Origin of the sequence: Devosia sp. MC521 (genome assembly GCF_014127105.1) — a bacterium.
GTDB lineage: Bacteria > Pseudomonadota > Alphaproteobacteria > Rhizobiales > Devosiaceae > Devosia.
In genome coordinates, this window is record NZ_CP059902.1 from 1,843,358 (window position 1) to 1,869,974 (window position 26,617).

Genomic DNA, 26,617 nt, shown 5'->3' on the forward strand with positions numbered 1-26,617 from the left:
AACTGAATGGTGCCCCCCGCCGGACTCGAACCGGCACACCTCTCGATACTTGATTTTGAGTCAAGCGCGTCTACCATTCCGCCAGAGGGGCACGCTTAGGGTGTTACCGTAAGCCATTTTGCTACGCAACAGATTCTGTGCGTTTTTCCTGCGGTTCAACACCTACGCACAGATTTTGCACCCTCGCCTTACCAGCCGAACAACGTGCGGCGCGGTTGCGGCTCAGGCTCGGGCTGTGGAGAGACGATGCCGCCGTTATATTGCTGCTGCAGCATTTGATCGCGCACCAGCGCGTCGTTGGCGGCGTGTCCAACACCGATCACCGACGTCATCAGGTTCGGGCCCGTCCCGGGCTTAAAGGCTTCGGCAATGCCACTTTCGCCTTCATAGGCGGCCGTCCCGGTATCGGGATTGATGCGCACGCGATCCATGCCGGTCGGCACGTTAAACGGCGTGGCAGGCTTGCCTTCCAAGGCATTCGCCATAAAGCCAGCGAAGACGGGAACGGCCATGCCCGCGCCCGAGCCGGCCGAACCCATGGAGCGCGGCTTGTCATAGCCAATGTAAACGCCCACGGCCAATTCCGGCGTGAAGCCGACGAACCAGGCGTCCTTGTAATCATTGGTGGTACCGGTTTTACCCGCCACTGGACGATTGAGCCGCGCGGCGGCCGTACCGGTGCCGCGCAGGACCACGCCTTCCATCATGGACGTGATCTGATAGGCGGTCATCGGATCAAGCACCTGCTGACGCGTATCGATGATGCGGGGTTCGCCCTGCCCGTTCCACGCTTCGGCATTGCAGCCTTCGCATATGCGCTGATCATGTCGGTAGACGGTTTTGCCGTAGCGATCCTGAATACGGTCGATGAGTGTTGGCTGAATTTTGCGACCACCATTGGCCATGGTGGCATAGGCCGAGGTCATCCGCATCGCCGTGGTTTCGCCTGCGCCCAGGGCCATGGAGAGCACTGGCTGCATGGTGTCATAAACGCCGAATAGCTTGGCATAATCCGCAACCAGCGGCATGCCGATTTCACGCGCAAGACGTACTGTCATCACGTTTCGCGAGCGCTCAATGCCGCGACGCAGGGTCTGCGGGCCATAGAACTGCTGGGAGGCGTTTTCAGGCCGCCATACGGACCCGTCTGCCATGCGCATTTCAATCGGCGCATCGAGGACGATGGAGGCTGGCGTATAGCCGTTATCGAGCGCCGCTGCATAAACAATCGGCTTAAAGGAGGAGCCCGGCTGACGCAGGGCTTGGGTCGCGCGGTTAAACTCACTTTCGGAGAAGGAGAAGCCACCCACCATGGCCTGAACACGGCCCGTGCGCGGATCCATCGCCACCAATGCGCCTTCAATTTCAGGCACTTGCTGGAGGGTATAGGAGCCAGACTTACCGGCGACCGGCGACACATAGATCACGTCACCGACAGCCAAAATGCTGTCGAGGCGCTGCGAGACCCAGCGCACGTCGCCACCCGCCAGTGTCCCGGTCAAACGGTCAACACCGGGCTTGCCGTCCGCGTCGCTTTCGGGACGCAGGCCAATTGTCAGCTCATTGCCATTGGCTTCCAGCACAACTGCGAGCTGCCATTCCGGCACGTCACTGAGTGGCTTAATGGCCGAGACCGCCAAGCCCCAGTCCTCGCTGAGATCAACAGAGGCCACAGGCTCGCGGAACCCGCGCTGCTGGTCAAATTGGATGAGGCCATCCATCAAGGCGCGGCGCGCATATTCTTGCAGACGGGGCTCGAGCGTGGTGCGCACCGAGAGGCCACCACCATAGAGCTGGTCTTCGCCGTAAAGCTTGGCCAGTTCACGGCGCACATCCTCGGTAAAATACTCAGCCGAATAGAGCTGGCTGCCGGCGGCGCGCGGAATAACGTTGAGCGCTTCTTCCTTGGCCTGAGCAGCCTCGGCGGGCGCGACATAGCCGTTTTCGACCATACGATCGATCACCCAGTTGCGGCGCTCAATAGCGGCCTGCGGGCGACGGAAGGGGTGATAATTATTTGGGCCTTTGGGCAGCGCAGCAATGTATGCGGCTTCCGGCAGGGTCAGCTGATAAAGGGCCTTATCGAAATAATTGAGCGCCGCGGCGGCCACGCCATAGGAGTTCAAACCAAGGAAAATCTCGTTCAAGTAAAGCTCGAGGATTTTGTCCTTAGTGAAGGTGCTTTCGATACGAATGGCCAGCAAGGCTTCCTGCAGCTTGCGGTCCCAGGTCTGTTCCGAAGTCAGAAGGAAATTCTTCGCCACCTGTTGGGTGATCGAAGAGCCACCACCCTGAATGGAGCTATTGCCATCCATACGCGCCAGAACGTTGTCACGCAGCGCGCGGATAATGCCGTCGAGCGCGATGCCATTGTGGCTGTAGAAATCTTTATCTTCAGCGGAGAGGAAGGCTTCAATCAGCAACGGCGGGACGGTTTCAATCGGCTGGAACAACCGGCGCTCGCGCGCATACTCAGCCAAGAGCGTACCGTCGGCAGCATGAACGCGCGTCGTTACTGGCGGCTGGTAATCCTTGAGGACAGTGTAATCGGGCAGCTCGGCCGTCACAGTGGACAGATACACGGCCGCTGCGCCCACGCCACCGAGAGCGAGGAACATTCCAAAACCGAACAGCCAGCCGAGTAGACGAAACATCCCGTCAGACACTCCAAACGCGGATTACCCGCAAAACATTATCCCACACGCCCTGAGTCGGAAGGCGTCACAGGGCCTCTTCATCCAAACTATCGAAATAGGTCGAAATTCCGCGCGCAATGGCTTCTGCGGTGCGATCGCGCCAGCTCGATTGCGTCAGGTTTGTTACGTCTGCGGGGTTGGACATATAGCCCAATTCCACCAATACCGAAGGTACATCCGGGGCTTGCAACACAAAGAAGTCCGCCTGTCGCACAGGAAAACGTCGTAGTTGCACGCTTGGCTCCAGCGAATGCACGATGGCCTGTGCCGCCGCAAAGGACTGCGCCCGCATTTCGCGGCGCATGAGATCAACCAGAATGTCCACCACCTCCGGCGCCATCACCTGCGGCATGACAAAGCCCGCGATCACATCAGACGTGTTTTCATTGTCGGCGAGAACTTTGTCGAGAATGTCGGTCGCCCGCTCGTCGCGCGTGTAAATGCTCGCGCCGCGAATTTCAGGCTGCTGGAAACTATCGGCGTGGATCGAAACGAAGAGATCAGCCTTGTTGGCGCGCGCTAGGGCAACGCGCTCTTCGAGGCGCAAATAGCTGTCGTCCTGACGCGTAAGCGCCACGTCAAAGCGTCCCGATTGCACCAGCAATTCTTGCAGCTTGAGCGAAAACGCCAGGACAATGTCCTTTTCGCGGAAGCCGCCCGGGGCTTCGGCGCCGCTATCAATACCACCATGACCGGGGTCAATGACCACGAGAGGCCGCGTAGCGATGGGCAGCTCGGAGCCGCCTGCTGGGGTCGATTCGCTGGTGGCCGCGGAGATTTGCTTATCGCGCGCAACATTGGCGGCGAACTCTTCGGGTGTCGCAGGAATGATGTCGACGACAAGGCGAGCGGGTTGTCCGTCATAGGGTTCAAGGACATAGGCCTGCTGCACCTGTGCCGGAGCCGAGAGACTCAGCACTGTGCGAACACGGTCGCCTGCCGCCTGTTCAATGGCAAAACGAGTGACAAAACCCTCGCCCGCAGGCTCCCCTTCAGTCTCTTGAACCGTGAAGGTCCCTGCCCGTACGTCGACGGCCAAGCGATTTGGTTCATCGAGCGAAACGAATGCGAATTCGGTCTTTGCAGCCAGATCAATCACGAGGCGCGCCCGTTCGGGCGTGATCGTCACTCGTGCATCTATGACGTTTGGTAAGGCAGCACTTTGCGCCAAAGCAGGCCCGCACAGCCCACCCAAAACGACGATCAAACCTATGACACGCTTAAAAATAGCTCTGGTCAAAACTGGACCTTGCCTCGCACTGATTTGACACCCAAATGCACCGCGCTTGCGGCGATTCTTCGGCATAGAACGAGCCTTATGCGATGATTTGTGCGCTGCGCCAACCGATGCCCATGACAATGCCATGACGGAAGGGCGTTTCGACTTTCTTGTTGCTAATCGGTCCCAACTTTCTTACACGCTAAGGATGAAAGCGCGCGTGTTTCGTGACTAGTTCTGAGTGCCCTAGCACTCTCTGTGGTCCGAGACGGACGTTGCGGTTGCGCTTTCAGTTGAAGAATTTCGGCTTGTACCAATAGCCGGACGGCCTGCTGCACTGACGTAGCGGCCTAACAGGAAGAGGTCATATGGCCCTCAGGCGAGAACAGCGCGACGCGATCGAAGAAGTCGATTGCCGTCCCCTTTCGCCCAGTGAGCCAGCCTTTGCCATCAATACAACTGCGCCGAACGTGAGAGGTTCGCGCATTACCACACTCAACCCATTCGCCCCGCAACGCGCTACATGCAGACAGCCTATCTCACGGCGTGTCTCTGTCGGCGCGCGGGTGCGCGGAGCTTATTATGGCGACCAAGAGAATGCTGGTGGATGCCATCCACCCCGAAGAAACTCGGATTGTAGTCACTGAAGGAAACCGTCTCGAAGAGTTCGATTTCGAATCGGCAACCCGCCGCCAGCTGCGCGGCAATATTTATCTAGCCAAGGTTACTCGGGTTGAACCCAGCCTGCAGGCAGCCTTTGTTGAATATGGTGGCAATCGCCACGGCTTCCTCGCGTTCAGCGAAATCCACCCCGATTACTACCAGATCCCGGTAGCCGATCGCGAAGCCCTGCTGCTCGATGAAGAGACCAGCGAAGACGAACACTTCGAAGAAGCCGCGCCAGCGGCTAAAGCTGTTTCTGAAACAGAAACTTCGGCTGAAGCCGACGCAGACTCCGAAGGCGATGCCAGCCACATTGAGCAGGCACCAGCCAATACTGAGCCAGTCGAGTCCATCGGCGGCGCAGACGCGCTTGAAGAAGTGCCAGAGCGTCGTCGCTCCAGCCACCAGCGCCGTCATCAGTATAAGATTCAAGAAGTTATCAAGCGCCGCCAGGTCATGCTGGTTCAGGTGGTCAAGGAAGAGCGCGGCAATAAGGGCGCTGCTCTCACCACCTACCTCTCGCTTGCTGGCCGTTATTCGGTGCTGATGCCAAACACCGCCCGTGGTGGTGGTATTTCGCGCAAGATTACCAACGCTGCTGATCGCAAGCGCCTCAAGGAGATCACCTCCGATCTCGAGGTGCCACAGGGCATGGGCGTCATCCTTCGCACAGCCGGTGCTTCGCGCACCAAGGCTGAAGTGAAGCGCGACTTTGAATATTTGATGCGCCTTTGGGAAAGTGTCCGCACGCTGACCCTTGAGAGCGAAGCGCCATGCCTCGTTTACGAAGAAGGTTCGCTGATCAAGCGCACCATTCGTGACCTCTATAACAAGGAGATCGATGAAGTTCTCGTGGCTGGCGACGCTGCCTTCCGCGAAGCCAAGGACTTCATGGCAATGATCATGCCGAGCCACGCTAAGAACGTGATGCTCTACAAGGATGATCAGCCGCTGTTCTCCAAGTACGGCGTTGAAGCCCAGCTCGACCAGATGTTCTCTCCGGTCGTCACCCTGCCCTCCGGCGGCTACATCGTTATCAACCCAACCGAAGCGCTGGTCTCCATCGACGTGAACTCGGGTCGTTCGACCAAAGAGCACAACATCGAAGACACCGCTCTCCAGACCAATCTGGAAGCCTCCGACGAAGTGGCGCGCCAGCTGCGTCTGCGCGACCTTGCCGGTCTCATCGTTATCGACTTTATCGATATGATGGAAAACCGCTCGAACCGTGCTGTTGAGCGCCGTCTTAAGGACGCCCTCAAGGACGATCGCGCGCGCATTCAGGTTGGCCGCATTTCGCACTTTGGCCTCATGGAAATGAGCCGTCAGCGCATCCGCTTTGGTGTTGTTGAAAGCTCGACCCACAAGTGCCCAATCTGCGATGGCACGGGTCTGGTTCGTTCGACCGAAAGCCTAGCGCTGATGATCATGCGCCACATTGAAGAACACGTCATGCGCAAGCCTGGCCAGTCGATCAATGTCCGCGTTCCGGTCGAAGTCGCTCTCTACATTCTGAACTACAAGCGTGACACACTCACGCTGCTGGAAGCCCGCAACAATCTCTCCATCACCATTACGGCTGATGGCAAAATGACCGGCCACCAGTTCGCGATCGAAAAGGGCGAAACCCGCGTCGCGTCCTATGTTGATCAGCGCGCAGCAGCGCACGTGCGTGTCGACAGCGCCGTCATCGAAGACGCAGCGGACGAAGACGTCGCCGAAGCTGAAAGCGACGACGAAGAAGAAGAAATCCCGGCCAAGTCTGCCGACGCCGAAGAAGGCGAAGGCAATAATCGCCGTCGTCGTCGTCGCCGCCGTCGCGGTGAACGTGGCGAACGCAATGGCGACAGCAATCCTGCGGCGCAACAGGTTGCGGCCAATGACGATGGTGAAGAAAGCGAAGAGGCAAGCGCCTCCGAAGCGACCCCATCTGAAGCGGAAGCAGCCGATGACGCGGATAGCGAAACCCGCCGCCGCCGTCGCCGTGGCCGCCGTGGTGGTCGTCGCAACCGTCGTGACGGTGAAGCTGAAGCCGCACAGGCCATCGGCGAAGCTGTTGCTGCAGAGGTAAGCACGGTAGAAGCTGACATCGCACCAGAAGCAGATACCGCTTCTGAACCGACGCCAGTCCTCGAAGTCGCTGCCTCAGCACCACACGCTGAACCTGCGACACCTGCTGCTAGCGAAGCTCCGGCAAAGCCAAAGCGCACGCGCCGCAAGAAGGTCACCGAAACCGAAGAATCTGCACCAGCAGAAACCACTCCGGTCGATGCGACCCCAGCTGAGACAGCCGCTCCGGCCGCCGCCGAAGCAGAACCGGCTGAAAAGCCAAAGCGCAAATCTCGTGCGCGCAAGCCAAAGGCCGACGCCGCTGATGCTGCGCCAGCGGCCGATGCGAGTGCAGCCGCTCCTTCCGTCGCTGAGGCCGCGCCCGTTGTCGCCGCGTCCGCTACAGAGGCCCCAGCGGACTCTGACAAGCCGAAGCGCAAGCCACGCGTGAAGAAGGAACTGCCGCCAGAAGGTCTGGTCGTCACTTCGTCCGCGCCTTCTGAGGCAGCAGCGCCAGAAATTGAGAACGCCGAAGCGCCCGGCGAAAAGAAGAAGGTCGGTTGGTGGCAGCGCCGCCTTGGCCTGAACTAAAACACAAAGGGCGGTCTTCGGACCGCCCTTTCTTTATGCCCTCTGCCCAATCGGCGCGGCGGATAGGAAGACTTCGCGCCGGACAACCGCTATTCCCTCTTTCACAGAGCGATGAATCGTAAGCCGGCTATGATCGAAATTCCCCTGCCGCCGCCCGGAGTACTGGTGCCCACTGGGCTCCATTCGGCGCCGGTCCGGGCCGAGATAATTGGCCGTTTCGATATAGAGCTGATCATTGCCAATCTGCGAGGTTAGACGCGACTGCAGAATGTGCTGATTTTCCGGCAAGCTAATGACATCGTCAAAGCCCATTTCGATATGGGCGAGGACGTCTTCGCTCGGGCCGTCGGGAAGGAAGGTAATGATAGGGGCAAAGCGGACCTGGTCCAAGCTTGATACCCTCAATTGCGCCAAGAGGCGCTGTTTCGCCGCGACGCTAATGTTGTAGTGAACAAGGAAGAAGACCACCAAGGGCTCATCATCAGAGCCGCCATCGACAGTGTCGTGGGAAACAACTTGGCCGAAGCCCATTTTCCGCGCCAATTGCATAAGCTCAACGTGACCGTGGGCCTCATTGGCCACAATGATCGCCTTACAGTTTCCCAGCATCGTCGGCACCACTTGTAGCACTTTGGCTAGATCCTATGGGCTGTCGCAGATCCGATAGAGAAAGACTGTTGCGCTAAAAAAGTTCCAATCTCGCTAAAGCGACGTGAGGAGGCTCAGCCCGCCAGAATGTCGAAACATTCAGCGAGCTGTTTCATTTTAGGCCGTAAGGCCTTGATTATAATGGCGATAAACAACGTCCTCAGGATGTTGCCTTACGCAGTTATCGTCACGCACCGCCCCCATGCGCTCGGCGAGCTTAATCGAGCCCGCATTGCGGTCATCGATATAGCTCACGAGGTCCGGCAGCTTGAGGGCATCAAAGGCCCAAGAGCGGAACGCCAGCGCCGCCTCGAAGGCATAGCCCTGCCCCTCATGCCCGTCGTAAAGCATCCAGCCGAGCTCTTTTTCCGGATAAAACGGACCGGCATTAATCCCGAGTTCGCCGATGCATTGGCCGGTGGATTTGAGCTCGATCATCAACGAGCCATGCCCATACATCTGCCACAGCGCTAAGCCGTGACAGAACATGCCCCAAGCAGCCTTCTTGTCGAATGGTCCGCCCATGAACTCGGCCCGCTCCGACGCCATCAACTCGGCATAGGCCGGAAAATCCCCGGCCCGCGGCTCACGCAGGATCAGTCGTTCTGTTTCGATTGTGGGTATAGCCACGCGCCCCTCCTCACTTCAAATAGGTCCGCATCCGCACGAGTGCCTCCTCGACACTGGCGCGGGTGCCAGCAAAGCTGAACCGAACGAACCGATTGCCGTCGACACGGTCAAAATCGATCCCCGGCGTTGCCGCGACACCAATGGCGTCGAGCATTTTCTCGCAGAATTTCATCGAGTTATTGGAGAATTTCTCAATGCCCGCATAAGCGTAAAACGCGCCGTCGCTGTCATGCGGCAGCGAGAAGCCGATCTCGCGGAGCCCATTGAACAGGACATCGCGCGTTGCCGCGTAGCCCGCCTTTTGCTCTTCGGAATAGTCGACTTCGCCAAGGGCGACAGTTGCCGCAATCTGGCTGAGGGTCGGCGCGGAAATGAAGAGGTTCTGCTGCAAAATTTCAGCGCGACGCACCAAGGCTTCGGGCATGACCATCCAGCCAATGCGCCAACCCGTCATGCAATAGTATTTTGAGAAGCTATTGATAATAATGGCGTTCTGCGTGAGCTCCAAGGCACTGACGCATGGCCCGGTGTAGTCGAGACCGTGGTAGATCTCGTCTGAAATTAGGGTGACACCCAGCTTTTCGCAGGTGGCGATGATTTCGGCCAATTGCTCACGCGACACACACGCGCCTGTCGGATTGGCCGGGCTGGCGAACAGCAGTCCGTCAAATTTTTCGCGGGCGTAGGCGGCCTCAATATCGGCGCCAGTCAACCGCCAGCCGTTCTCGGCTGTGAGCGGGATTTCGGCAATGCCAAAGCCCAAGCCAAACAAGGTATTGATATAGGCCGGATAGCCGGGACGGGTGATGGCAATGCGTGCGCCGGGCTTGAAGGCCGTGTGGAAGGCCAGAATAAAACCTGCCGAAGAGCCCATGGTCGCCAGGATCAGTTCAGGATCAACGGCGACGCCGTGATTGCGCTGGTAATAGGCGGCAAGCCCTTCGCGCAGCTCAAGCAAGCCCTTAGCATTGGTATAGCCCTGCGGATTTTCGACGGCCTTGGCCACAGCCGCGCGCACGGCTGGCGCAGGGGCCGATCCCGGTTCGCCAACTTCCAAATGGCAGACTGTGCGTCCCTGCCCTTCAAGCAGCTTGGCCTGCTTGAGAATATCCATGGCGAAGAACGGCATTAGCCCGTCAGCAGCAGTCGAAGTCATGAGGCCTCCAGAAATTACACTGGTGCTAGCCCGCCCCGAACAGCGCTTCAACCGAAATGATCGACTTGACCTTCACTTCGCCATCATGGGTACGCATCACCATAGTCCTCTGCTAAAAGCAGTGAACTGAATCAGCGCCCTGAGGAACATCCATGGCTAGGACGACGATTACTCTCACCGCTCTCGCTGGTGTTTTGGCTGGAGCCTTGGGCTGGGCCGTCATTGATCGTCCCGCTGCGGCTCTTCCAGAGGCCGAGCTGCGCGCCGTGGTCGAGAGTGTTGTCACCGCAAAGCTGGCCGACGCCCTGCCAGCGCCACAAGTTCTCTCGCCGCCGCCACTCGACGCAGGTTTCCTCAATCCGATGATTGAAGACTATCTGATGCAAAACCCCACGGTTCTGCGCCGCATGGTGGCGAATTTGGAGGCCACAGAGCGCACCGAGGCCATGGCCAAGGCCGAAGAAGGTCTCGCAGCCAATGCGGACCTTATCTACAACGCCCCCAATCAAGTGGTGCTCGGCAATCCTGATGGCGACGTCACGCTGGTCGAGTTCTTCGACTACAATTGCGGCTACTGCCGCAAGGCGATGCCAGACCTCGTGACGCTGATGGCCGAAGACCCCAATTTGCGCGTCATCCTCAAAGAGCTTCCAATCCTTTCGGACGATTCCGTCGATGCGGCCCGAATTGGCGTTCTCGTTGCCGAGTCGGATGCCGACTACTGGACCTTCCACGAGGCGCTCTACACAGCCCGCGGTAAAGTGACCAAAGATACCGCCATTGCCGCAGCCCGTGGCCTTGGCTTGTCACCTGTCGATCTCGAACTTCGCATGAAGGACGAGAGCGTCGCCACAGTCCTTCAGGATTCCTATAAGGTTGCCCAAGCATTGGGTATTTCGGGAACACCTGCTTATATCATCGGCAATGAAATCATCCCTGGCGCCATAGGCGTCGATGCATTGCGGGAACGAATTGCAAACATGCGCGAATGCGGTAAGGCACAGTGTGTTTAAAACCGGCCAACGCCGTTTTCCTTGGCGTTTTCGGTGCATTTCGTATAACCGCCCTTGCAGCTACTATGAATGGCAATGCACAAGACTAAGATCATGACGAAACGCGTTCTTGTCCTCAATGGCCCGAACCTCAACCTGCTCGGCACGCGCGAGCCGGGGACCTATGGCTCGGAAACTCTCAAAGACATTGAGAACCTTTGTCTCGCGACTGCAAAAGACGCGGGCATAGCTATCGATTTTCGTCAGTCTAACCACGAAGGTGAGCTGGTCACCTGGATTCAAGATGCCCGGAAAACGGCCGACGGCATTTTGATAAACCCAGCCGCTTATTCCCACACCTCAGTCGCCATCCACGATGCCTTACGCGCCGTGGCCCTTCCGGTGGCTGAAGTTCACTTGAGCAATATCCATCAGCGCGAAAGTTTCCGACATCATTCCTATGTGTCGTCGGTGGCTTTCGGCGTTATTTGCGGCTTTGGCGCACTTGGATATAAACTGGCCCTCATGGCCTTGGCCGACAAACTCAAATAACGCTTCAACGCGAGAAGCGGGAGACCGACAAGAATGACCAAGTCATCGTCAGTGGATCAGGATCTGATCCGCGCCATCGCCGAACTCCTCAACAAGGAAAACCTTGCTGAGATCGAAATCGAACAGGACGAAATGCGCATCCGCGTAACCCGTTCCTATCCGAACGAAGCTCCCGTCTATGCTCAGGCGCCGATCCAGTACGCAGCGCCAGCTCCGGCCGCTGCTGCACCGGCAGCGCCTGCTGGCTCCGTCCCAGCCGCTGCGCCGAAGGCAGAAGATCTGGCATCGAACCCAGGTACGCTGACCTCCCCAATGGTTGGCACTGCTTACTTGGCTCCCGAGCCAGGCAAGCCAGCATTCGCTGCTATCGGCACCAAGGTTTCTGAAGGTCAGACCGTCCTCATCATCGAAGCGATGAAGACCATGAACCAGATCCCAGCACACCGCTCCGGCACCATCACCCGCATTCTGGTCGAGGATGCTCAGCCCGTTGAATATGGCGAGCCGCTCGTCGTCATCGAGTAAGGGGGCGACCATGTTCCAGAAAGTCCTGATCGCCAATCGCGGTGAAATCGCGCTGCGCATTCTGCGCGCGTGTAAGGAATTGGGTATTCAGACCGTGGCGGTTCACTCCACGGCTGACGCCAATGCCATGCACGTTCGCCTTGCGGACGAAAGCGTCTGTATAGGCCCGAACGCCGCCAAGGACAGCTATCTCAACATTCCAGCTATCATGGCTGCATGTGAGATCACTGGCGCCGACGCTGTGCACCCGGGCTATGGTTTCCTTTCGGAAAACGCGCGCTTCGCCAAGATCCTCTCCGAGCACAACGTCACCTTCATCGGCCCCTCGTCGCACCATATCGAAATCATGGGCGACAAGATCACCGCAAAGAAGACCGCTGTTGAGCTTGGCATTCCAGTTGTTCCGGGTTCTGCCGGTGCCGTGGAAACCGAAGAACAGGCCCTCGAAGATGCACGTCGCATCGGCTATCCGGTCCTGATCAAGGCAACCGCTGGTGGCGGTGGTCGTGGCATGAAGGTGGCGCAGACTGAAGCTGACCTGCTGGTCGCTTGGTCCACTGCCCGCTCGGAAGCCAAGGCCGCGTTTGGCAATGACTCTGTGTACATGGAAAAGTACCTGGGCAAGCCACGCCACATCGAAGTTCAGATCCTGGGCGACGGTCAGGGCAATGCCGTGCACCTCGGCGTGCGCGATTGCTCGCTCCAGCGTCGTCACCAGAAGGTCTGGGAAGAAGCTGGTGGCCCGACCATCAAGCCGGAAGAACGTGACGAGATCGGCGAAATTTGTGCTGCCGCTATGCGCAAGCTCAAGTACTCCGGCGCTGGCACGATCGAGTTCCTCTACGAAAACGGCGAGTTCTATTTCATTGAAATGAACACCCGCCTGCAGGTGGAGCATCCGGTCACCGAACGCATCACCGGCATCGACCTCGTGTACGAACAGATCCGCGTTGCTTCGGGCGAAAAGCTCTCGATGACGCAGGATCAGGTCAAGTTCACTGGCCATGCGATCGAAGTGCGTATCAACGCCGAAGATCCGCAGACCTTTGCGCCGTCACCCGGCACGATCACCTTCTACCACCCCGCTGGTGGCGTTGGTGTGCGCGTCGATAGCGCCGTCTACCAGGGCTACAAGATCCCGCCCTATTATGACTCGCTGATCGGAAAGCTGATCGTTTACGGTCGCACCCGCGAAGAATGCCTGCAACGTCTGCGCCGTGCGGTTGATGAATTCGTCATCGATGGCGTCAAGACCACCCTCCCGCTCTTCCAGCGCCTGATCAAGGAAGCCGATATTCAAAACGGCAACTACGACATCCATTGGCTGGAAAAGTTCTTGGCTGAGAACAAGGTCTAATCATTTGAGGGGCGCGCAAGCGCCCCTTATCATATTCCCATGACCGACCCTCAAGACCCGTTCGACATCGAACTCACTCCAGAACTGATCATCCGCGCCTATTGCTCGGGCATATTTCCGATGGCGGAAGATGCTACCGATGAGAACGTCTTTTGGGTGTCTCCAGAAGAGCGCGGCATCATTCCGCTCAAGAAGTTCCACGCCTCCAAATCCCTCCGTAAAACCATGCGGAAATCGGGCTGGACCATTCGCGTCGATAGTGATTGGGACGGCATTCTCGATGGCTGTTCCACTGTCGGCAAAGATCGACATTCGACTTGGATCAACTCGACCATTCGCTCCGTCTATGGCGAGCTATTTGAGCGCGGCATTGCCCATACGGTTGAGGTTTGGGACGGCGAGCAATTGGTTGGTGGACTTTATGGTCTCGCCATTGGCGGCGCCTTCTTCGGCGAGAGCATGTTCCATCGTCAAACTGACGCTTCAAAAGCGGCTATGGCCCATCTTGTGGAACGCCTCCGCGCGGGAAATTTCGTTCTCCTCGACACCCAATTCCTCACGCCACATCTAGCCTCGCTAGGCGGAATTGAGATACCACGCGAAGACTATGAGGAACGCTTGGCTAAATCTCTCGAACACATGGGAGATTGGTGGGCATGGGAAGAAATAGATGAGCAAACCGACCGACCTGCCTGAGAGCTTTGCGCCTCTCAAAGACCTCGAGTGGCAGAAGATTACCATCGGCAAGTCTGCCGCTGCGGTTTGGCAAATCGCGCTTCGCGACGGCAATTCTGTTTTCCTGAAATCGGAAGCCAACCACCCTCTCGCCGAACTCCCCGGCGAGATCGAGCGGCTGAACTGGCTCACCAAAATGGGCTTCAAATCCCCGCGCGTCATCGACGCCGAACAGAGCGCCGACCGTGTCTGGCTGCTGATGAGTGCCGTGCCCGGTTCAGACCTGACCCACCTGCGCGACAAACCCGAACTGTTCATCCGCGCCTATTCGCAGGGCCTCAAGCGCATGCATGCGCTCGACCCGCGCCAATGCCCCTTCGATCACTCCATCGAGGCTCGCATCGCTCTCGGCACCCAACGCGCTGCGGCAAAGCTGGTTGACGAAAGCGATTTCGATCAGGACTGGATCGGTTCCACGGCGGAGGACGTGATCGCTTGGCTCAACGTCAATAAGCCCACGGAGAGTGACCTGATCGTCACCCACGGCGATCCTTCAGCCCCAAATATTCTGAGCGACGACGAGCGCTTTTCCGGCATGGTCGATTGCACCCGCCTGGGAACGGCCGATGTGTGGCAAGACCTTTCAATTGCCTGCCGCTCCATCGCGTACAATGTCGGCCAAGAGCACGTCCGGCCCTTCCTCGACCTTTACGGGGTCGAGTGGAACGCAGAAAAGTTCCGATTTTACAACACACTAGACGAGCTTTACTGACTCAACGCATTAAGCGGAAAGCGATCTCGGTGACGGGCATTCCGCTGGGATGCTCGCCGGGGTCGAGGTGATAAATCTCAAGACGCGTGCTATCGCTCCACGAGCCCTGCCCGTCGCGCCGGCCATCAAGCTCCAAGCCTTCCCGTTCAACCCACTCGCCCAAGACGCGATTGGCATCATGCAACTGGTGATAGTCGACATTAGCGTGCAGGGAGGCGTAGCGCCCGGCGGGCAAGATTGCCGTGCTCACCTCCCCTGATGGTGTCATCATGGTGGTCGTCGGTACGCCAACGATCACTTCCATGCCGCCATCTGAATAGCAGCGCGGGTAATTGAAGAAGGATCGGCCGGCGACGGTCCCACCCATCTCTTCAATCCAAGCAATAAGCTGATCGACAAGCGGCGGCGCGACACGGCCAATCTCAGGCTGAGGTACAACCACGCGCATAAAGGCGAAGGTCTGCGCTTCGCGCGCGACAATTTTGGGTTCAGTCAGCATCTCACTCCCCGATCAAACGCTGATCGGGTCAGTATGCCTCCAAATGCGCGGCGAAATCCAGACTATCTATTCGCTGGTGGCGGAACGTCGGTCGAGGTCTTGCACTCAATCAGCCAGACGTCATAAACGGCATGATCGACTGCGTTGAGTGCCGGACTATCGGCAAACATCCAGCCCGTAAAAATTCGCTCTGCAGACCCGTCGAGGCTGCGCTGATCGACTTCCAAAAACGCTGAAGTGCGCTGCACCGTGTCCTTGCTCGACCGATTGTAGCAGGCACGCGGCGTCATCTCGAGGGCGCCGAACAACACCGTCTCATCAATATAGACGTCAAAACGGGTAACGCGCCCCGTAATTTTATCGAGCCCAGCAAAGGTCGCGATGGGGTTGGCAATCGGCTGCGCGAATGCGGGGGGCGAGAAAGCAAAAACGGTCGCTGCCAGCAGCGACCGAGAAATGAGACGACGGAGAAAGGGCAAGCCCAAAATCCTTATTCGGGCGACCACGCTTGGTAGTCGCCGGTAACCTGCGGACGTTCACCGGACTTCAGCAAGCTACCTTCAGGACGGTAGGCTGCGGCAGTGCCAGTGAGATTCTTCTCATGCGGCTTTTCCCACGCGCGAGGCTGGTAATTTGCGCCACTCGGCACGGTATCCGTGCGGTGATGCATCCAACCATGCCAACCAGGCGGAATCGCCGAGGCGTCAGCAAAGCCACCAGCATAGGTAACATAGCGACGGTTCGCTTTGCGATCCTGATAATAGCGATTGCCGAACTCATCGGAGCCCACATACTCGCCAAAGCGCTTGATCCAAAGGCGTGTCCCCCAGGTGTTGCCACCCCACCACGCAAAGATTTCACTCAGGAATTGCTTGATACCGGACTTGGCCACTTGTCGATTCCAGAAGAATTGGTCGTCAATACTCTGGGCGGTTTAGCATGGCCTGCCCCCTGATCCAATTCTTTCTTGCGGCAATCGGACCCACCAAAGGGCTTTTTCTATCCCCGGCCTATTACCGCAAGACCATTGACCAAATTGTTGCGCTTGACACCCCCGCGCCTGATTCAAGGCCGAAAGCCCAATCTGAATTCCGCAACTGGCGTCGCGCACTATGGGCAAAACCTCAGCCTTTACGCTGCATCCGCGCGCCCTCAATTAAGGAGTGCGAAGGCTTGTGAAGCGCGCTCCCTATATCCATATAAAATACTAGATTTTGACGTTGTATCAAAATTCACCACTAGGGATGGTGTGATCGCACTCGCAAAATAGCGTCTCGACTCTCACGCCATTCGGGCTTTTCATACCGTTCAATACTCCTGTGTGAGCCGTCCAACACCAGAGCCCAGAGACCGAAATGCGTATCACCCGCCGTTTTACGACCGCCACCTCTGATCGCTATGCGACCATCGACTTCCGCTCCGCCACTAGCGAAATTCGGAATCCCAATGGCTCGACCGTTTTCAAGCTCGAAGACATCGCCATCCCAGCGAGCTGGTCGCAGGTCGCCACCGACATCATCGCCCAAAAATACTTTCGCAAAGCGGGTGTTCCCGCAGCGCTCAAGCGTGTCGAAGAGAACGCGGTCCCCTCATGGCTCTGGCGTTCGGTTCCGGACGAAGCCGCCCTCGCCCTTATGCCTGCGGACCAGCGCTATGGCTCCGAGCGCGACAGCCGTCAGGTCTTTGATCGCCTCGCAGGCACATGGACCTATTGGGGTTTTAAAGGCGGCTATTTCGACACCGAAGACGACGCCCGCGCCTTTTATGACGAGCTGTGCTACATGCTCGCCACCCAGCGCGTTGCGCCGAACTCGCCGCAATGGTTCAACACGGGCCTCCACTGGGCCTATGGCATCGACGGCCCCGGTCAGGGCCACTATTACGTCGATCCCTTCACCCATGAACTGACGGCCTCCACATCGGCCTATGAGCACCCGCAGCCGCACGCCTGCTTTATCCAGTCGGTCGACGATGATCTCGTCAATGAAAACGGCATTATGGACCTTTGGGTCCGCGAAGCGCGCCTTTTCAAATACGGCTCCGGTACCGGCACTAATTTCTCCGCCCTGCGCGGCTCAGGCGAAAAACTCTCGGGCGGCGGTAAATCGTCCGGGCTGATGAGCTTTCTCAAAATCGGTGACCGCGCTGCGGGGGCGATCAAATCGGGCGGCACCACACGGCGCGCCGCCAAAATGGTGGTTGTCGATATCGACCACCCCGACATCGAAGAATTCATCAACTGGAAGGTCAAGGAGGAGCAAAAGGTCGCCGCTCTGGTGACCGGCTCCAAAACCGTTTCCAAGCATTTGAAGGCCGTCATGAAGGCTGCCATCAATTGCGAAGGCGGGGTGGGCGATGACTGCTTTGACGTCACCAAAAATCCCGCCCTCAAGCGTGAGGTCCGCGCCGCCAAAAAGGCGCTCGTCCCGGAAAACTACATTTTCCGCGTCATCCAATTCGCCCGCCAAGGTTTTACCGACATCGACTTCCCGGTCTACGACACCGATTGGGACAGCGAGGCCTATCTGACGGTTTCCGGTCAGAACTCGAACAATTCCGTTCGCGTCACCGACGCGTTTTTGCACGCCGTCGACGCCGACGCGGATTTTGCCCTCACCGGCCGCCGCGATGGCAGCACCTTCAAGACGCTCAAGGCGCGCGATCTCTGGGATCAGATCGGCCACGCCGCCTGGGCTTCGGCTGATCCGGGGCTGCAATTCCACACGACCATCAACGAGTGGCACACGTCCCCCGCTGCAGGCCCTATCACCGCTTCCAATCCGTGCTCGGAATACATGTTCCTCGACGACACGGCCTGCAATCTCTGCTCGGTCAACCTGCTGCCCTATCGTCAGGCCGACGGCAGCTTTGACACCGAAGCCTTTGAGCATACCGTCCGCCTCTGGACGATTGTGCTCGAAATCTCGGTGATGATGGCGCAATTCCCCTCGCGCGCCATTGCCACCCGCTCTTTCGAATACCGCACGCTCGGCATTGGCTACGCCAATATCGGCGGCTATCTCATGACCTCGGGCATTCCCTATGACAGCGCCACCGGCCGCGCCATCACTGGGGCCATCACCGCCGTCATGACCGGGGTCAGCTACGCCACCTCCGCCGAAATGGCCAAGGAACTCGGCCCCTTCGCCGATTATCCCCGCAATGCCGCGCATATGCTGCGCGTCATCCGCAATCACCGCCGCGCCGCCCATGGTCAAACCTCTGGATATGAAGGCCTTTCCATCGCGCCAGTCGCCCTCGACCACGCCAACCTCTCTGACGCCACGCTCGCCGCGCGCGCCAAGCAAGCCTGGGACGACGCGCTCGCCTTGGGCAGTGAGCACGGTTTCCGCAATGCGCAGGTCTCCGTTATCGCCCCCACGGGCACCATTGGCCTCGTCATGGATTGCGACACCACCGGCATTGAGCCCGATTTTGCGCTGGTAAAATTCAAAAAACTCGCGGGTGGCGGCTATTTTAAAATCATCAACCGCGCCGTGCCCCCGGCCCTGCGGACCCTAGGCTATTCCGAAAGCCAGATCGCGGAGATGGAGGCCTATGCCGTCGGCCACGGCAATCTCAACCAAGCCCCGGCCATCAATCCGTCCAGCCTGAACGCTAAGGGTTTTACTGAGGACAAGATTGAGGTCCTCAACGGCGCGCTCGAGTCGGCATTCGACATCAAGTTCGTCTTCAACCAATGGACGCTTGGGGTCGACTTCCTCAATACCCTTGGGGTTACAGACGCCCAGCTGGCCGATCCGGGCTTTGAGCTTCTGCCCTTCCTTGGCTTCTCCAAGGCCGAGATTGAAGCCTCCAACACCCATGTCTGCGGAGCCATGACGCTCGAAGGCGCGCCGCACATCAAGGCCGAACACCTGCCCGTCTTTGATTGCGCCACCCCCTGCGGAAAAATCGGCAAGCGCTACCTGTCCGTGGACAGCCACATATTGATGATGGCCGCCGCCCAGCCCTTCATTACCGGGGCGATTTCCAAGACCATCAACATGCCCAATGACGCGACGGTCGAGGACACGAAAAACGCCTATATGCAGTCCTGGCGCTTGGGGCTGAAAGCCAATGCGCTCTATCGCGACGGCTCCAAGCTGAGCCAGCCGCTCAATGCCTCGCTTCTCGCCAATGATAATGACGATGAAGACGACGTGGTGGAAACCTTTGCCGCCATGCCCGCCGCTGCGCGCACCGAAGTCATTGTCGAGAAAATTGTCGAGCGCCTGCGCGAACGCGAGAAAATGCCGGACCGCCGCAAGGGCTACACCCAAAAAGCGGTCGTCGGCGGCCACAAGGTCTATGTCCGCACGGGCGAATATGACGATGGTCGCTTGGGCGAAATTTTTATCGACATGCACAAGGAAGGCGCCGCCTTCCGCGCCATGATGAACAACTTTGCCATCGCCATTTCTCTGGGCCTGCAATATGGCGTGCCGCTCGATGAATATGTGGAGGCTTTCACCTTCACCCGCTTCGAGCCCGCCGGCATGGTCCAAGGCAACGACCGCATCAAGAACGCCACCTCCATCCTCGATTACGTCTTCCGCGAGCTGGCTGTGTCGTACCTCGACCGAGACGACCTCGCCCACGTCAACCCGGACACGCCCACGGCGCTGGGCAAAGGCGTCGCCGAAGACCACGACGCCCGCACGGCCCCAACACCCGTTCCTGCGGCACAATTTGTCTCGCGCGGCATGACCCGCGGCCGCACGGCGAACACGTCACTCATGCTCGTCCCGACAGCCGAAATTTCCCGACTGTCCCCCTCGGGCACCAACACCAGCACGGTGACGGCGCTCCGCTCCGGCACAGCCCTCAAAATTGAGCCGAGCCCAACAGCGCTCAACGCCGCCGAACTCTCCCCCCTCCCAGCCCCGCCGCCCTCAAAGGACACGGGGCTCCTCCGCGCCGAAGCTCAAATGAAAGGCTACACCGGCGACCAGTGCACCGAATGCCACAACTTTACGATGGTGAGAAACGGGACGTGTTTGAAGTGCGACACGTGCGGAACGACGACGGGGTGTAGTTGAGGGGAGTTTACGCAAGAATATAGATGTGACGCGACCGATAGAATTTCCATAATTCGGGCAGTCGTTTCCATCATCGAACCGATAGTCCTTCCATAAAAAGTAAAAGGCTGGTGAGAGACCCAAAGTTGTGAATTTGGCCTCAAAGTTCTGAACTGACCTGAACAGTCCAAGATGGTTGTTCGGATTATCTAAACGGCGGCGAGATTTTCTCGCCGCCTAATACCTGAGAGAACATTTAGTGAATCTGCGTTTTTGCCCGTGAGTTGAGGCTTGGAAACTGGTCGCTCACAACCAAAAGGATAACTCCTGTGAAGAGACTCGTTTTCTGTTTCGACGGTAGCTGGAACCGCATCGACGCCGCTCACCCCACCAATGTCCTGTTCACTGCGCAAAGTGTTTTGCCCCAAACGAGAGATGGCATCTCGCAGGTCATCTATTACGATGAGGGGGTCGGCACCGGTGACAACGACAAATTCCGTGGCGGCCTGTTTGGCCAGGGCTTGGTCAAAAACCTGTCGGATGCGTATCGCTTCCTGATCTTCAATCACACACCTGGCGACGAGATCTACGTCTTCGGTTTTTCCCGAGGCGCCTTCACAGCAAGATCGTTTGCAGGCCTGATCGGCACATGCGGTATCTTGCAGCGTCCATCGGCAGGCAGATCGAACGAGGCCGTTGAGCTTTATAAGAAGCGCGACGATACCGACGCCTTCCGTCAAAAGCTCCTTGAGTTCCGTCGAGACGTCGCGCCCCACATCAGCGTCTCAGATGCTGAAGACCAGTGGCGTGCTGCAAATGTGCCCGACTACCAACTTGGGCAAAGCCCGCTGCTGAAAATCACCTATCTCGGTGTCTGGGACACGGTGGGCGCCTTGGGCGTGCCTGACTACATTTGGAACGCTGATGGTTTCAACAAGGACCACCGGTTCCACGACACCAACCTCAGCCCAATGGTGAAGTCAGCACGACACGCTGTCGCCATCGATGAAAGCAAGGCGGACTTCAAGCCGACCCTTTGGGAAAACCTGGAAGAGCTGAACACCGGCCGCGGTAAAGATCCCAAGGCCGAGGATGCCCCCTATCAGCAGAAGTGGTTCCCCGGTGTTCATGGCGGTGTCGGTGGCGGCGGGCCCCGTCGTGGTCTGTCCGACCAAGCACTCGAGTGGATCTGGGATGGCGCCGGCAATGCTGGGCTTGTCCTCGATAGCTCGAAAGGCTCACCCATTTACGGGCTGTCTCCATCGCATCTCGAATATCTGGAGAACTCTCAGGAAGACGGGGGCTTCAGCATCATTGGCACGTTGATGAAGTACATGCCGAAAACGGTTCGCCAGCCAGGCCCCCAGGCATTGCACGAAGTCAGTGTTAGCGCTCAGCGCAGATGGCATGAGAAGGAAGAGAAGCTTCCGGAAAAGTCTCGTTATCGCCCTAAGCCGCTGGAGCATGTTCAAGCTGATCTCGATGGGCTAGACGTCGTCGCCTTGGGCATGGGCGAGGATGGCATCGAGCTGGCCCCAGACAATTTCACGGCTCATATCGTAGAGCCTGGAGATACCCTGTCTGGGCTAGCCAAGCGCTATCTGGGCGACGCCAAAAGGTGGCCAGAGATTGCTTCGGCCAACCGCTACAAGATCACAAACCCTGACCTGATCTATGTCGGCCAGGCTCTACGCATCCCGCTGGCCGCTAGTGGATCGGAACCGACTGTATGAGCGCGACACAGCAGAAATCCGTGTACGAAACCATTTTGGAGTGGGCGAAAACCCGCCCGCTTTGGCAACAAGACGCTCTTCGTCGGATCGTGGTTGGTGGCAAACTAAACGATGCTGACATCGGTGAGCTTCTGCTCATTTGCCTTGGGCGACCACGCTCGGACGGCAGTTATGTTCAGCCAACGCCCCTGGCGATGGAGCATCTTCCGTCAGCTCAGGGCAACGATTCATCTATTACCATCGCTTCCATCAGTGCAGTGACCGGAGCCAACCGGCTCGCGTCCGGGCAGACACTACCATTCGTGGAAGACGGACTCACAATCGTCTACGGCGATAACGGCGTCGGAAAATCCGGCTACACGCGTATTTAGAAGAAAGCTTGCAGAGCACGCGTCCGCACTGAAATACTGCCAGACGCCTTCGACATCACTGCCAACAAGGGAGCGAAAGCGACCCTCACGTATTCAATCGGAGGGCTGAGAGCGGCACCACTGGATTGGGTTGATGATGACATCCCTCATCACATGTTGTCGGCCATCAGCGTGTTGGACAGAGACTGTGCAGCAATTCATGTTCGCGGTGCCAATGAGGTCGCCTTTCGCCCTCTAGGCCTAGATGTGCCGGACGAACTTGCCGCTGCCTGCCAGTCCATAAAGGATGCGCTTACCTCCGAACAGGAGCATTGCCAGCAGTCTCAAGACAAAGTTTTTATCAAGCCAACTTTTAGTTTGGCGACCGCTGTGGGCCAGGTGATGACCAGTCTTACGGCCAAGACTGACCTCAGCACGATGCACCGTATAGCATCGCTGTCGGTCGATGAAGAGGCTCGCCTACAGCGTTTGGGCGAAGACCTTCTTCGAGACTCCGCGAAGGTGGCGAGCGAACAGAGGGGGCTGGCCCACTCTCTCCAACGCTTCTCACAACAGCTGGAGACCCTTCTTCAAAACTTCAATGATGTCGAGATATCGGCAACGAACTCATTGCGTGCCGACGCAGCCACAAAGCGCGGCGCCGCCAAAATGGCCACGCAAATGGCAATGTCAGGGTCGACCATTGCGGGCGTTGGCGAGGCTTCCTGGAAAGTTTTGTGGGAGGCAGCTCGGCAGTTTGCGGACCAACACTCTCACCCTGGCTACCACTTCCCAGATGGCCCTCCGGATCAGGCCTGCGTGCTATGCCAGCAAGAACTGTCTGGTGAGGCCAAATCTCGAATGAATGCATTCGAGGCTTTCGTTAAGGACAAGACTGAGGTGGATGCCGACAACGCTGACGCAGCGCTTAAACGCGCTTTGAAAGCCGTTAAAGACAGCACAGTGTGTTTGGCAGCCTTCCCAATGCATCATCAGTTGAAATCGATTGATCCAGCTCTAGCGAAGGTCGTGCGCCGTAGCCTTGCGGTCGCCCGATCGCGCCGTAGCGCACTTCTCTCAATCAATGGTCGGGACGTCCCTACTGTGCCGGGTTTCCCAGGAGGCGCCGTTGAAGGCATTCAATCGCTGATCGCCAAGGCACTCGCATATGCGAGCGAACTCGATGGAGCAGCCGACCAGGTTGGCCGGAAGAAACTGGAGGACGAACTTGCTGAGTTGCGAGATCGCAAAGCGCTGTCAGATCTGATTCCGAAAGCTGAGTTAGAGATAAGGCGGCTGGCAATGCTTGATCGCATCGAGACCTGCCTTGGGGAGACGGCAACCAGAGCGGTCACCACATTGGGAAATGCCATTGCAGATGACGTAATCACACCAAAGGTGAGAGATCGTTTTCAGCTGGAGATCCAGAAGCTGGCTTCCACCCGAGTGCGGGTCGATATCGTAAGATCTGGAGGAAGGTTTGGCTCTCCTCAGTATGCGGTCCAACTGTTCGCAAATCAAAAGGCGAAGGTCGCGGCGGTGCTGAGCGAGGGCGAGCAGACCTGCGTTGCAATCGCCGCTTTCATGACAGAGCTGGCAACAGCGCCCCATTCATCTGCCCTGGTGTTTGACGATCCAGTTTCCTCGCTGGATCATCGCTGGCGGCAGAAGGTGGCCGAGCGGTTGGTCGAAGAGGCGTCGGTACGGCAGGTCATCGTGTTCACACATGATCTGGTCTTCCTCAATGATCTTGAGACGGCCGCTGTGAGCGCAAATACTCCCCACGGCGTGGTTTCATTGAGCCAAGGTGTTGATGGCGCAGGGATAGTTGAAGAAGGCTTGCCTTGGGTAGGGGCTAAAATCCCCGAACGCATCGACACTCTTGAAAAGGAAGCTCGGGCCGCGGCAAAGCTGTTCAACGCAATGGATGACCAAGGCTACGCCGCAGCGGCCGCACAATTTTACTCGAAGCTGCGCAGTAGTTGGGAACGAGCCTTGGAGGATGTTGCCTTTTGTGGCGTCCTGAACCGCCACAGAGACTACATCAATGCCAAAAATCTTCGGAACGTGGTTGCCCTGACCGAAGACGATGTCACGGCATGGGCCGCCGGCTTCAAAATCTGTTGCGACCAGACAGACGCTCACGATCCGTCCAGAGGACGAAATGCTTCCCCACCACCACCTGAGGACCTTCTTAAACACGTCGGGGAATTGTCGGCCTGGGTTGCAGTGCTGAAGGGGCGTCAGAAAGATTTGACCAGCCCGAAGAGCAGGAATCCAGCGGATTCAGCAGCAGCGTGATGATCACGCACTACTTGGATGGTAAGACAATGGAACTTACCTACCGACACATGACCACAAATTTGAGGTTGCCGCCTGGGAGCCTGTTAGGTCGACCGTGACCTGATCTCGCCCTACTCTAAACACCAGCTGAGAGCTGGATTCGAAGGGTGGTTGGAAACCTTGTTCCTCGCCTGTACTGGAAAGGGTCAACACCTTCGAGTTACGGACTTCGATGCCGGTTAAAGGAAAGGGAACCCCGTCAAAGGGCGTCGATATCGAACCAGCTTATGACCCGGATGACTTTAAGGTCTGGATCTATGACCGCCATGCGATCGAGGACGTCTTGAGGGAGCGACCGAAATTCTGGAACTACGACAAGGAAAAGGCGCTGGCGGCCGCCAATTAGCAGAGTTCCGATACTGATTTGCATCGCAAAACTCCGTAGATACTTGCAATTTCGTCTCGATGCTCAGACGATATTCCTGTGAACATTGTCGGGAATAACCATGGCGACCCTCCGGTCAGTCTGTCGCAACGCACTTCTTGTTGGCCTGTGCTTCATCGGTCAGCCGATGGCCATGGAATTTCAAACTCATCCGAATGCAGCCAGCATGCCCGCCGTAACGGCTGTCCTTGCTACAGGCCAGATCGAAGAAGGTGATGTCTCCCGGCTAAACGCATTCCTGTCGAATGCAGAAATACGCAAGACAATTGCTGTCTACCTCGCGAGCCCCGGTGGCTCCCTTTATGAGGGTATGCGCCTGGGCCGGTTCTTCAAAGACCATCACATAAAAACGGTGGTTGAAGGCAATGAGGTGTGCGCCAGTGCATGTGCGCTCGCCTTTCTCGGTGGACGCGACAATGACGGCAAGCCGTGGCGGTCGAGTTCTTCGAACAGCTCTCTCGGCTTCCACGCCTTTGCATCTGCTGACAGCGCTTTCCAGGACGAGAACGAAACTCAGATGGTGGTGTCTCATGTGCTCGACTACGGCCGCGAAGTCCAAGCACCCCTCGAGCTTTTGATCCTGAATTTTGCCACCCCCTCCAGCTCTATTTACTGGCTCACACAAGATGAAATCTGCTCGCTCGGCATCAAGCTTTGGGACGTCCCGGGAAACAAGTTCACATGCTGATTGCTTCCCAATGAAGGTGTACACGGCGCTACTCACCGCAACCGGGCTAGCTATCGCTCTTGTTGCGGCATCCATGCCGGTCAGCCATGCGGCAGACATATCGCGGTCGCGAACGCCAGGGTGTGCCATTTAGCTCTCAGGCGAGATTGTTGAAGGCGATTTCCAACGACTTGCCGCCGTGGCTGAGACAGCCGGATTAACCGGTGAGATCGATAGCGGCGAACCGAAAAACAGCGCTGACATGGCCCTGTGTCTCGACAGCCCGGGCGGCAATTATATGACTGGCCGAGACATGGCTCAGTTCGTTCATCAGCATGGTATCGCGACCAGAATCCTTGCCGGCAGCGAATGTTTTTCGTCCTGTGCCTTTCTATTTATGGCCGGTCATTCACTTGGTGCCGAAGTTGACGGTCCTCGTAGAATTCTCACGATCGGCGGCGCACTTGGTTTTCACGCCCCCTATCTTGACCTCAAGCCAACCGAAACGTTCGACGGGGCAGAGACAAGTGAACTGGCAACCCTGACGCTGCAGTTGATCGCCGACTTCATTGACTTCTCCTCATACTCATCGGTCTTCGATCACCGGCCAATGTTTTCCATGTCATTGCTTGAAGATACGCTTCGAATGGGGCCCTCAGAAATGAGCGTGGTCGACACGGTCCAGGAGGTCGCACGCTGGAGCATAGAGCTTGATGGCCAGCGCGAAAATGCTGTCCTCAGCGACCAACAACTCGTTCAGGCATGCATGAACTTTCAAGCCTGGTCTTTCGACAGACCCTCCGAGCGGGTGACCGATTTTTCCTGGTATTTGCCGCTGCAGAAATCGACCCAGGTTGTATACGGCGACGAGACCGAATTCGGCCTGGTCGATACCGGAGGCATGGAAGTCCGCAACTGCTCGGTCGAGGTGAATACCGCCCCCCAGACTGGCTTTCTGATCTGCAGCAGAGATGACTTCACGGGGGTGCAATTAGGCCAATGCGACGGTGGCTACGGCTTTTGGCAGCCTTGGTATTACGCTTTGCCTCCGGCGACGCCGCTAATCGATCTCCGCTGACCACTTCACGCCGACG

22 protein-coding genes and 1 tRNA gene are annotated in these 26,617 nt (G+C 57.7%); 14 read left to right on the top strand and 9 right to left on the bottom strand.

Annotation, left to right across the window (positions count from 1 at the left end; translation table 11 throughout):
- Positions 1-7: 7 nt before the first annotated feature.
- The 3 genes from H4N61_RS08785 to H4N61_RS08795 all read right to left on the bottom strand — a co-directional run bounded on the left by H4N61_RS08785 (position 8) and on the right by H4N61_RS08795 (position 3,825).
- Positions 8-91, bottom strand: a tRNA-Leu gene (locus tag H4N61_RS08785).
- 97 nt (positions 92-188) lie between these two features.
- Positions 189-2,654 (bottom strand): penicillin-binding protein 1A, encoded by a 2,466-nt coding sequence (locus H4N61_RS08790; RefSeq protein WP_182395824.1) that lies wholly within the window; start codon positions 2,652-2,654, stop codon positions 189-191.
- Between the two features lie 67 nt (positions 2,655-2,721).
- Entirely contained in the window at positions 2,722-3,825 is a 1,104-nt protein-coding gene (locus H4N61_RS08795; protein ID WP_182395826.1) for an N-acetylmuramoyl-L-alanine amidase, read from the bottom strand.
- A gap of 672 nt (positions 3,826-4,497) precedes the next feature.
- Between H4N61_RS08795 and H4N61_RS08800 the strand changes: the two genes are divergently transcribed.
- The gene (locus tag H4N61_RS08800; protein ID WP_182395828.1) at positions 4,498-7,218 is read left to right on the top strand and encodes a ribonuclease E/G; all 2,721 of its coding nucleotides are present in this window, start codon (positions 4,498-4,500) and stop codon (positions 7,216-7,218) included.
- A 33-nt stretch (positions 7,219-7,251) separates the two neighbouring features.
- Here H4N61_RS08800 and H4N61_RS08805 read toward each other — a convergent pair whose 3' ends face one another.
- The 3 genes from H4N61_RS08805 to H4N61_RS08815 all read right to left on the bottom strand — a co-directional run bounded on the left by H4N61_RS08805 (position 7,252) and on the right by H4N61_RS08815 (position 9,652).
- Positions 7,252-7,827, bottom strand: coding sequence for a hypothetical protein (locus H4N61_RS08805; RefSeq protein ID WP_182395829.1), 576 nt, complete (start codon positions 7,825-7,827; stop codon positions 7,252-7,254).
- A 156-nt stretch (positions 7,828-7,983) separates the two neighbouring features.
- On the bottom strand, positions 7,984-8,496 hold the full coding sequence (locus tag H4N61_RS08810; RefSeq protein WP_182395831.1) for a GNAT family N-acetyltransferase: 513 nt from the start codon (positions 8,494-8,496) through the stop codon (positions 7,984-7,986).
- A gap of 10 nt (positions 8,497-8,506) precedes the next feature.
- The gene (locus tag H4N61_RS08815; protein ID WP_248306587.1) at positions 8,507-9,652 is read right to left on the bottom strand and encodes an aminotransferase class I/II-fold pyridoxal phosphate-dependent enzyme; all 1,146 of its coding nucleotides are present in this window, start codon (positions 9,650-9,652) and stop codon (positions 8,507-8,509) included.
- Positions 9,653-9,804: 152 nt separating this feature from the next.
- On the opposite strand from H4N61_RS08815, the gene H4N61_RS08820 reads away from it, so the two are divergent.
- From H4N61_RS08820 to H4N61_RS08845, 6 genes are all read left to right on the top strand, one after another.
- Positions 9,805-10,665 carry a DsbA family protein gene (locus H4N61_RS08820; RefSeq protein WP_182395833.1) on the top strand — a complete coding sequence of 287 codons (861 nt, stop codon included), beginning with the start codon at positions 9,805-9,807 and terminating at the stop codon, positions 10,663-10,665.
- A gap of 93 nt (positions 10,666-10,758) precedes the next feature.
- Positions 10,759-11,196 (top strand): type II 3-dehydroquinate dehydratase, encoded by a 438-nt coding sequence (gene aroQ / locus H4N61_RS08825; protein WP_182395835.1) that lies wholly within the window; start codon positions 10,759-10,761, stop codon positions 11,194-11,196.
- A 33-nt stretch (positions 11,197-11,229) separates the two neighbouring features.
- A complete protein-coding gene (gene accB / locus H4N61_RS08830) occupies positions 11,230-11,721 on the top strand; it encodes an acetyl-CoA carboxylase biotin carboxyl carrier protein (RefSeq protein ID WP_169193770.1) in 492 nt (163 codons plus the stop codon).
- Positions 11,722-11,731: 10 nt separating this feature from the next.
- Positions 11,732-13,078 carry an acetyl-CoA carboxylase biotin carboxylase subunit gene (gene accC, locus H4N61_RS08835; RefSeq protein WP_169193769.1) on the top strand — a complete coding sequence of 449 codons (1,347 nt, stop codon included), beginning with the start codon at positions 11,732-11,734 and terminating at the stop codon, positions 13,076-13,078.
- A 39-nt stretch (positions 13,079-13,117) separates the two neighbouring features.
- The gene (gene aat / locus H4N61_RS08840) at positions 13,118-13,774 is read left to right on the top strand and encodes a leucyl/phenylalanyl-tRNA--protein transferase (protein ID WP_182395837.1); all 657 of its coding nucleotides are present in this window, start codon (positions 13,118-13,120) and stop codon (positions 13,772-13,774) included.
- Positions 13,749-14,525 (top strand): APH(3') family aminoglycoside O-phosphotransferase, encoded by a 777-nt coding sequence (locus tag H4N61_RS08845; RefSeq protein ID WP_182395839.1) that lies wholly within the window; start codon positions 13,749-13,751, stop codon positions 14,523-14,525. Before aat ends, H4N61_RS08845 begins: the two co-directional genes overlap by 26 nt.
- Before the next feature lies 1 nt (position 14,526).
- Here the strand turns inward: H4N61_RS08845 and H4N61_RS08850 are convergent, their stop codons facing one another.
- The 3 genes from H4N61_RS08850 to H4N61_RS08860 form a co-directional block, all read right to left on the bottom strand.
- Complete coding sequence (locus tag H4N61_RS08850; protein WP_182395841.1) at positions 14,527-15,024, bottom strand: GyrI-like domain-containing protein; 498 nt, start codon at positions 15,022-15,024, stop codon at positions 14,527-14,529.
- A gap of 62 nt (positions 15,025-15,086) precedes the next feature.
- On the bottom strand, positions 15,087-15,470 hold the full coding sequence (locus H4N61_RS08855) for a DUF2155 domain-containing protein (RefSeq protein ID WP_248306605.1): 384 nt from the start codon (positions 15,468-15,470) through the stop codon (positions 15,087-15,089).
- A gap of 44 nt (positions 15,471-15,514) precedes the next feature.
- Complete coding sequence (locus H4N61_RS08860; protein ID WP_182395992.1) at positions 15,515-15,901, bottom strand: NADH:ubiquinone oxidoreductase subunit NDUFA12; 387 nt, start codon at positions 15,899-15,901, stop codon at positions 15,515-15,517.
- A gap of 478 nt (positions 15,902-16,379) precedes the next feature.
- Here H4N61_RS08860 and H4N61_RS08865 point away from each other — a divergent pair, with 478 nt between their 5' ends.
- The 7 genes from H4N61_RS08865 (at position 16,380) to H4N61_RS08895 (ending at position 26,601) form a co-directional block, all read left to right on the top strand.
- Positions 16,380-20,066, top strand: a complete 3,687-nt coding sequence (locus H4N61_RS08865) for a vitamin B12-dependent ribonucleotide reductase (protein ID WP_182395844.1) — start codon at positions 16,380-16,382, stop codon at positions 20,064-20,066.
- 308 nt (positions 20,067-20,374) lie between these two features.
- A complete protein-coding gene (locus tag H4N61_RS08870; RefSeq protein ID WP_182395846.1) occupies positions 20,375-21,778 on the top strand; it encodes a DUF2235 domain-containing protein in 1,404 nt (467 codons plus the stop codon).
- Positions 21,775-22,149, top strand: a complete 375-nt coding sequence (locus H4N61_RS08875; RefSeq protein ID WP_182395847.1) for a hypothetical protein — start codon at positions 21,775-21,777, stop codon at positions 22,147-22,149. Before H4N61_RS08870 ends, H4N61_RS08875 begins: the two co-directional genes overlap by 4 nt.
- 153 nt (positions 22,150-22,302) lie before the next feature.
- Positions 22,303-24,429: an AAA family ATPase gene (locus tag H4N61_RS08880; protein WP_182395848.1), complete on the top strand. Its 2,127-nt coding sequence runs from the start codon at positions 22,303-22,305 to the stop codon at positions 24,427-24,429.
- A gap of 214 nt (positions 24,430-24,643) precedes the next feature.
- Complete coding sequence (locus H4N61_RS08885) at positions 24,644-24,817, top strand: hypothetical protein (RefSeq protein ID WP_182395849.1); 174 nt, start codon at positions 24,644-24,646, stop codon at positions 24,815-24,817.
- Positions 24,818-24,983: 166 nt separating this feature from the next.
- Complete coding sequence (locus H4N61_RS08890; RefSeq protein WP_182395850.1) at positions 24,984-25,544, top strand: hypothetical protein; 561 nt, start codon at positions 24,984-24,986, stop codon at positions 25,542-25,544.
- 178 nt (positions 25,545-25,722) lie between these two features.
- The gene (locus H4N61_RS08895) at positions 25,723-26,601 is read left to right on the top strand and encodes a hypothetical protein (RefSeq protein WP_182395851.1); all 879 of its coding nucleotides are present in this window, start codon (positions 25,723-25,725) and stop codon (positions 26,599-26,601) included.
- Positions 26,602-26,617 lie beyond the last annotated feature (16 nt).

Coding starts and splice junctions, on each gene's coding strand:
- H4N61_RS08790 (WP_182395824.1), bottom strand. CDS start 2,654: ATGTTTCGTCTACTCGGCTGGCTGTTCGGTTTTGGAATGTTCCTCGCT.
- H4N61_RS08800 (WP_182395828.1), top strand. CDS start 4,498: ATGGCGACCAAGAGAATGCTGGTGGATGCCATCCACCCCGAAGAAACT.
- H4N61_RS08805 (WP_182395829.1), bottom strand. CDS start 7,827: ATGCTGGGAAACTGTAAGGCGATCATTGTGGCCAATGAGGCCCACGGT.
- H4N61_RS08815 (WP_248306587.1), bottom strand. CDS start 9,652: ATGACTTCGACTGCTGCTGACGGGCTAATGCCGTTCTTCGCCATGGAT.
- H4N61_RS08820 (WP_182395833.1), top strand. CDS start 9,805: ATGGCTAGGACGACGATTACTCTCACCGCTCTCGCTGGTGTTTTGGCT.
- aroQ (WP_182395835.1), top strand. CDS start 10,759: ATGACGAAACGCGTTCTTGTCCTCAATGGCCCGAACCTCAACCTGCTC.
- accB (WP_169193770.1), top strand. CDS start 11,230: ATGACCAAGTCATCGTCAGTGGATCAGGATCTGATCCGCGCCATCGCC.
- accC (WP_169193769.1), top strand. CDS start 11,732: ATGTTCCAGAAAGTCCTGATCGCCAATCGCGGTGAAATCGCGCTGCGC.
- aat (WP_182395837.1), top strand. CDS start 13,118: ATGACCGACCCTCAAGACCCGTTCGACATCGAACTCACTCCAGAACTG.
- H4N61_RS08845 (WP_182395839.1), top strand. CDS start 13,749: ATGAGCAAACCGACCGACCTGCCTGAGAGCTTTGCGCCTCTCAAAGAC.
- H4N61_RS08850 (WP_182395841.1), bottom strand. CDS start 15,024: ATGCTGACTGAACCCAAAATTGTCGCGCGCGAAGCGCAGACCTTCGCC.
- H4N61_RS08865 (WP_182395844.1), top strand. CDS start 16,380: ATGCGTATCACCCGCCGTTTTACGACCGCCACCTCTGATCGCTATGCG.
- H4N61_RS08875 (WP_182395847.1), top strand. CDS start 21,775: ATGAGCGCGACACAGCAGAAATCCGTGTACGAAACCATTTTGGAGTGG.
- H4N61_RS08880 (WP_182395848.1), top strand. CDS start 22,303: ATGTTGTCGGCCATCAGCGTGTTGGACAGAGACTGTGCAGCAATTCAT.
- H4N61_RS08885 (WP_182395849.1), top strand. CDS start 24,644: ATGCCGGTTAAAGGAAAGGGAACCCCGTCAAAGGGCGTCGATATCGAA.
- H4N61_RS08890 (WP_182395850.1), top strand. CDS start 24,984: ATGGCCATGGAATTTCAAACTCATCCGAATGCAGCCAGCATGCCCGCC.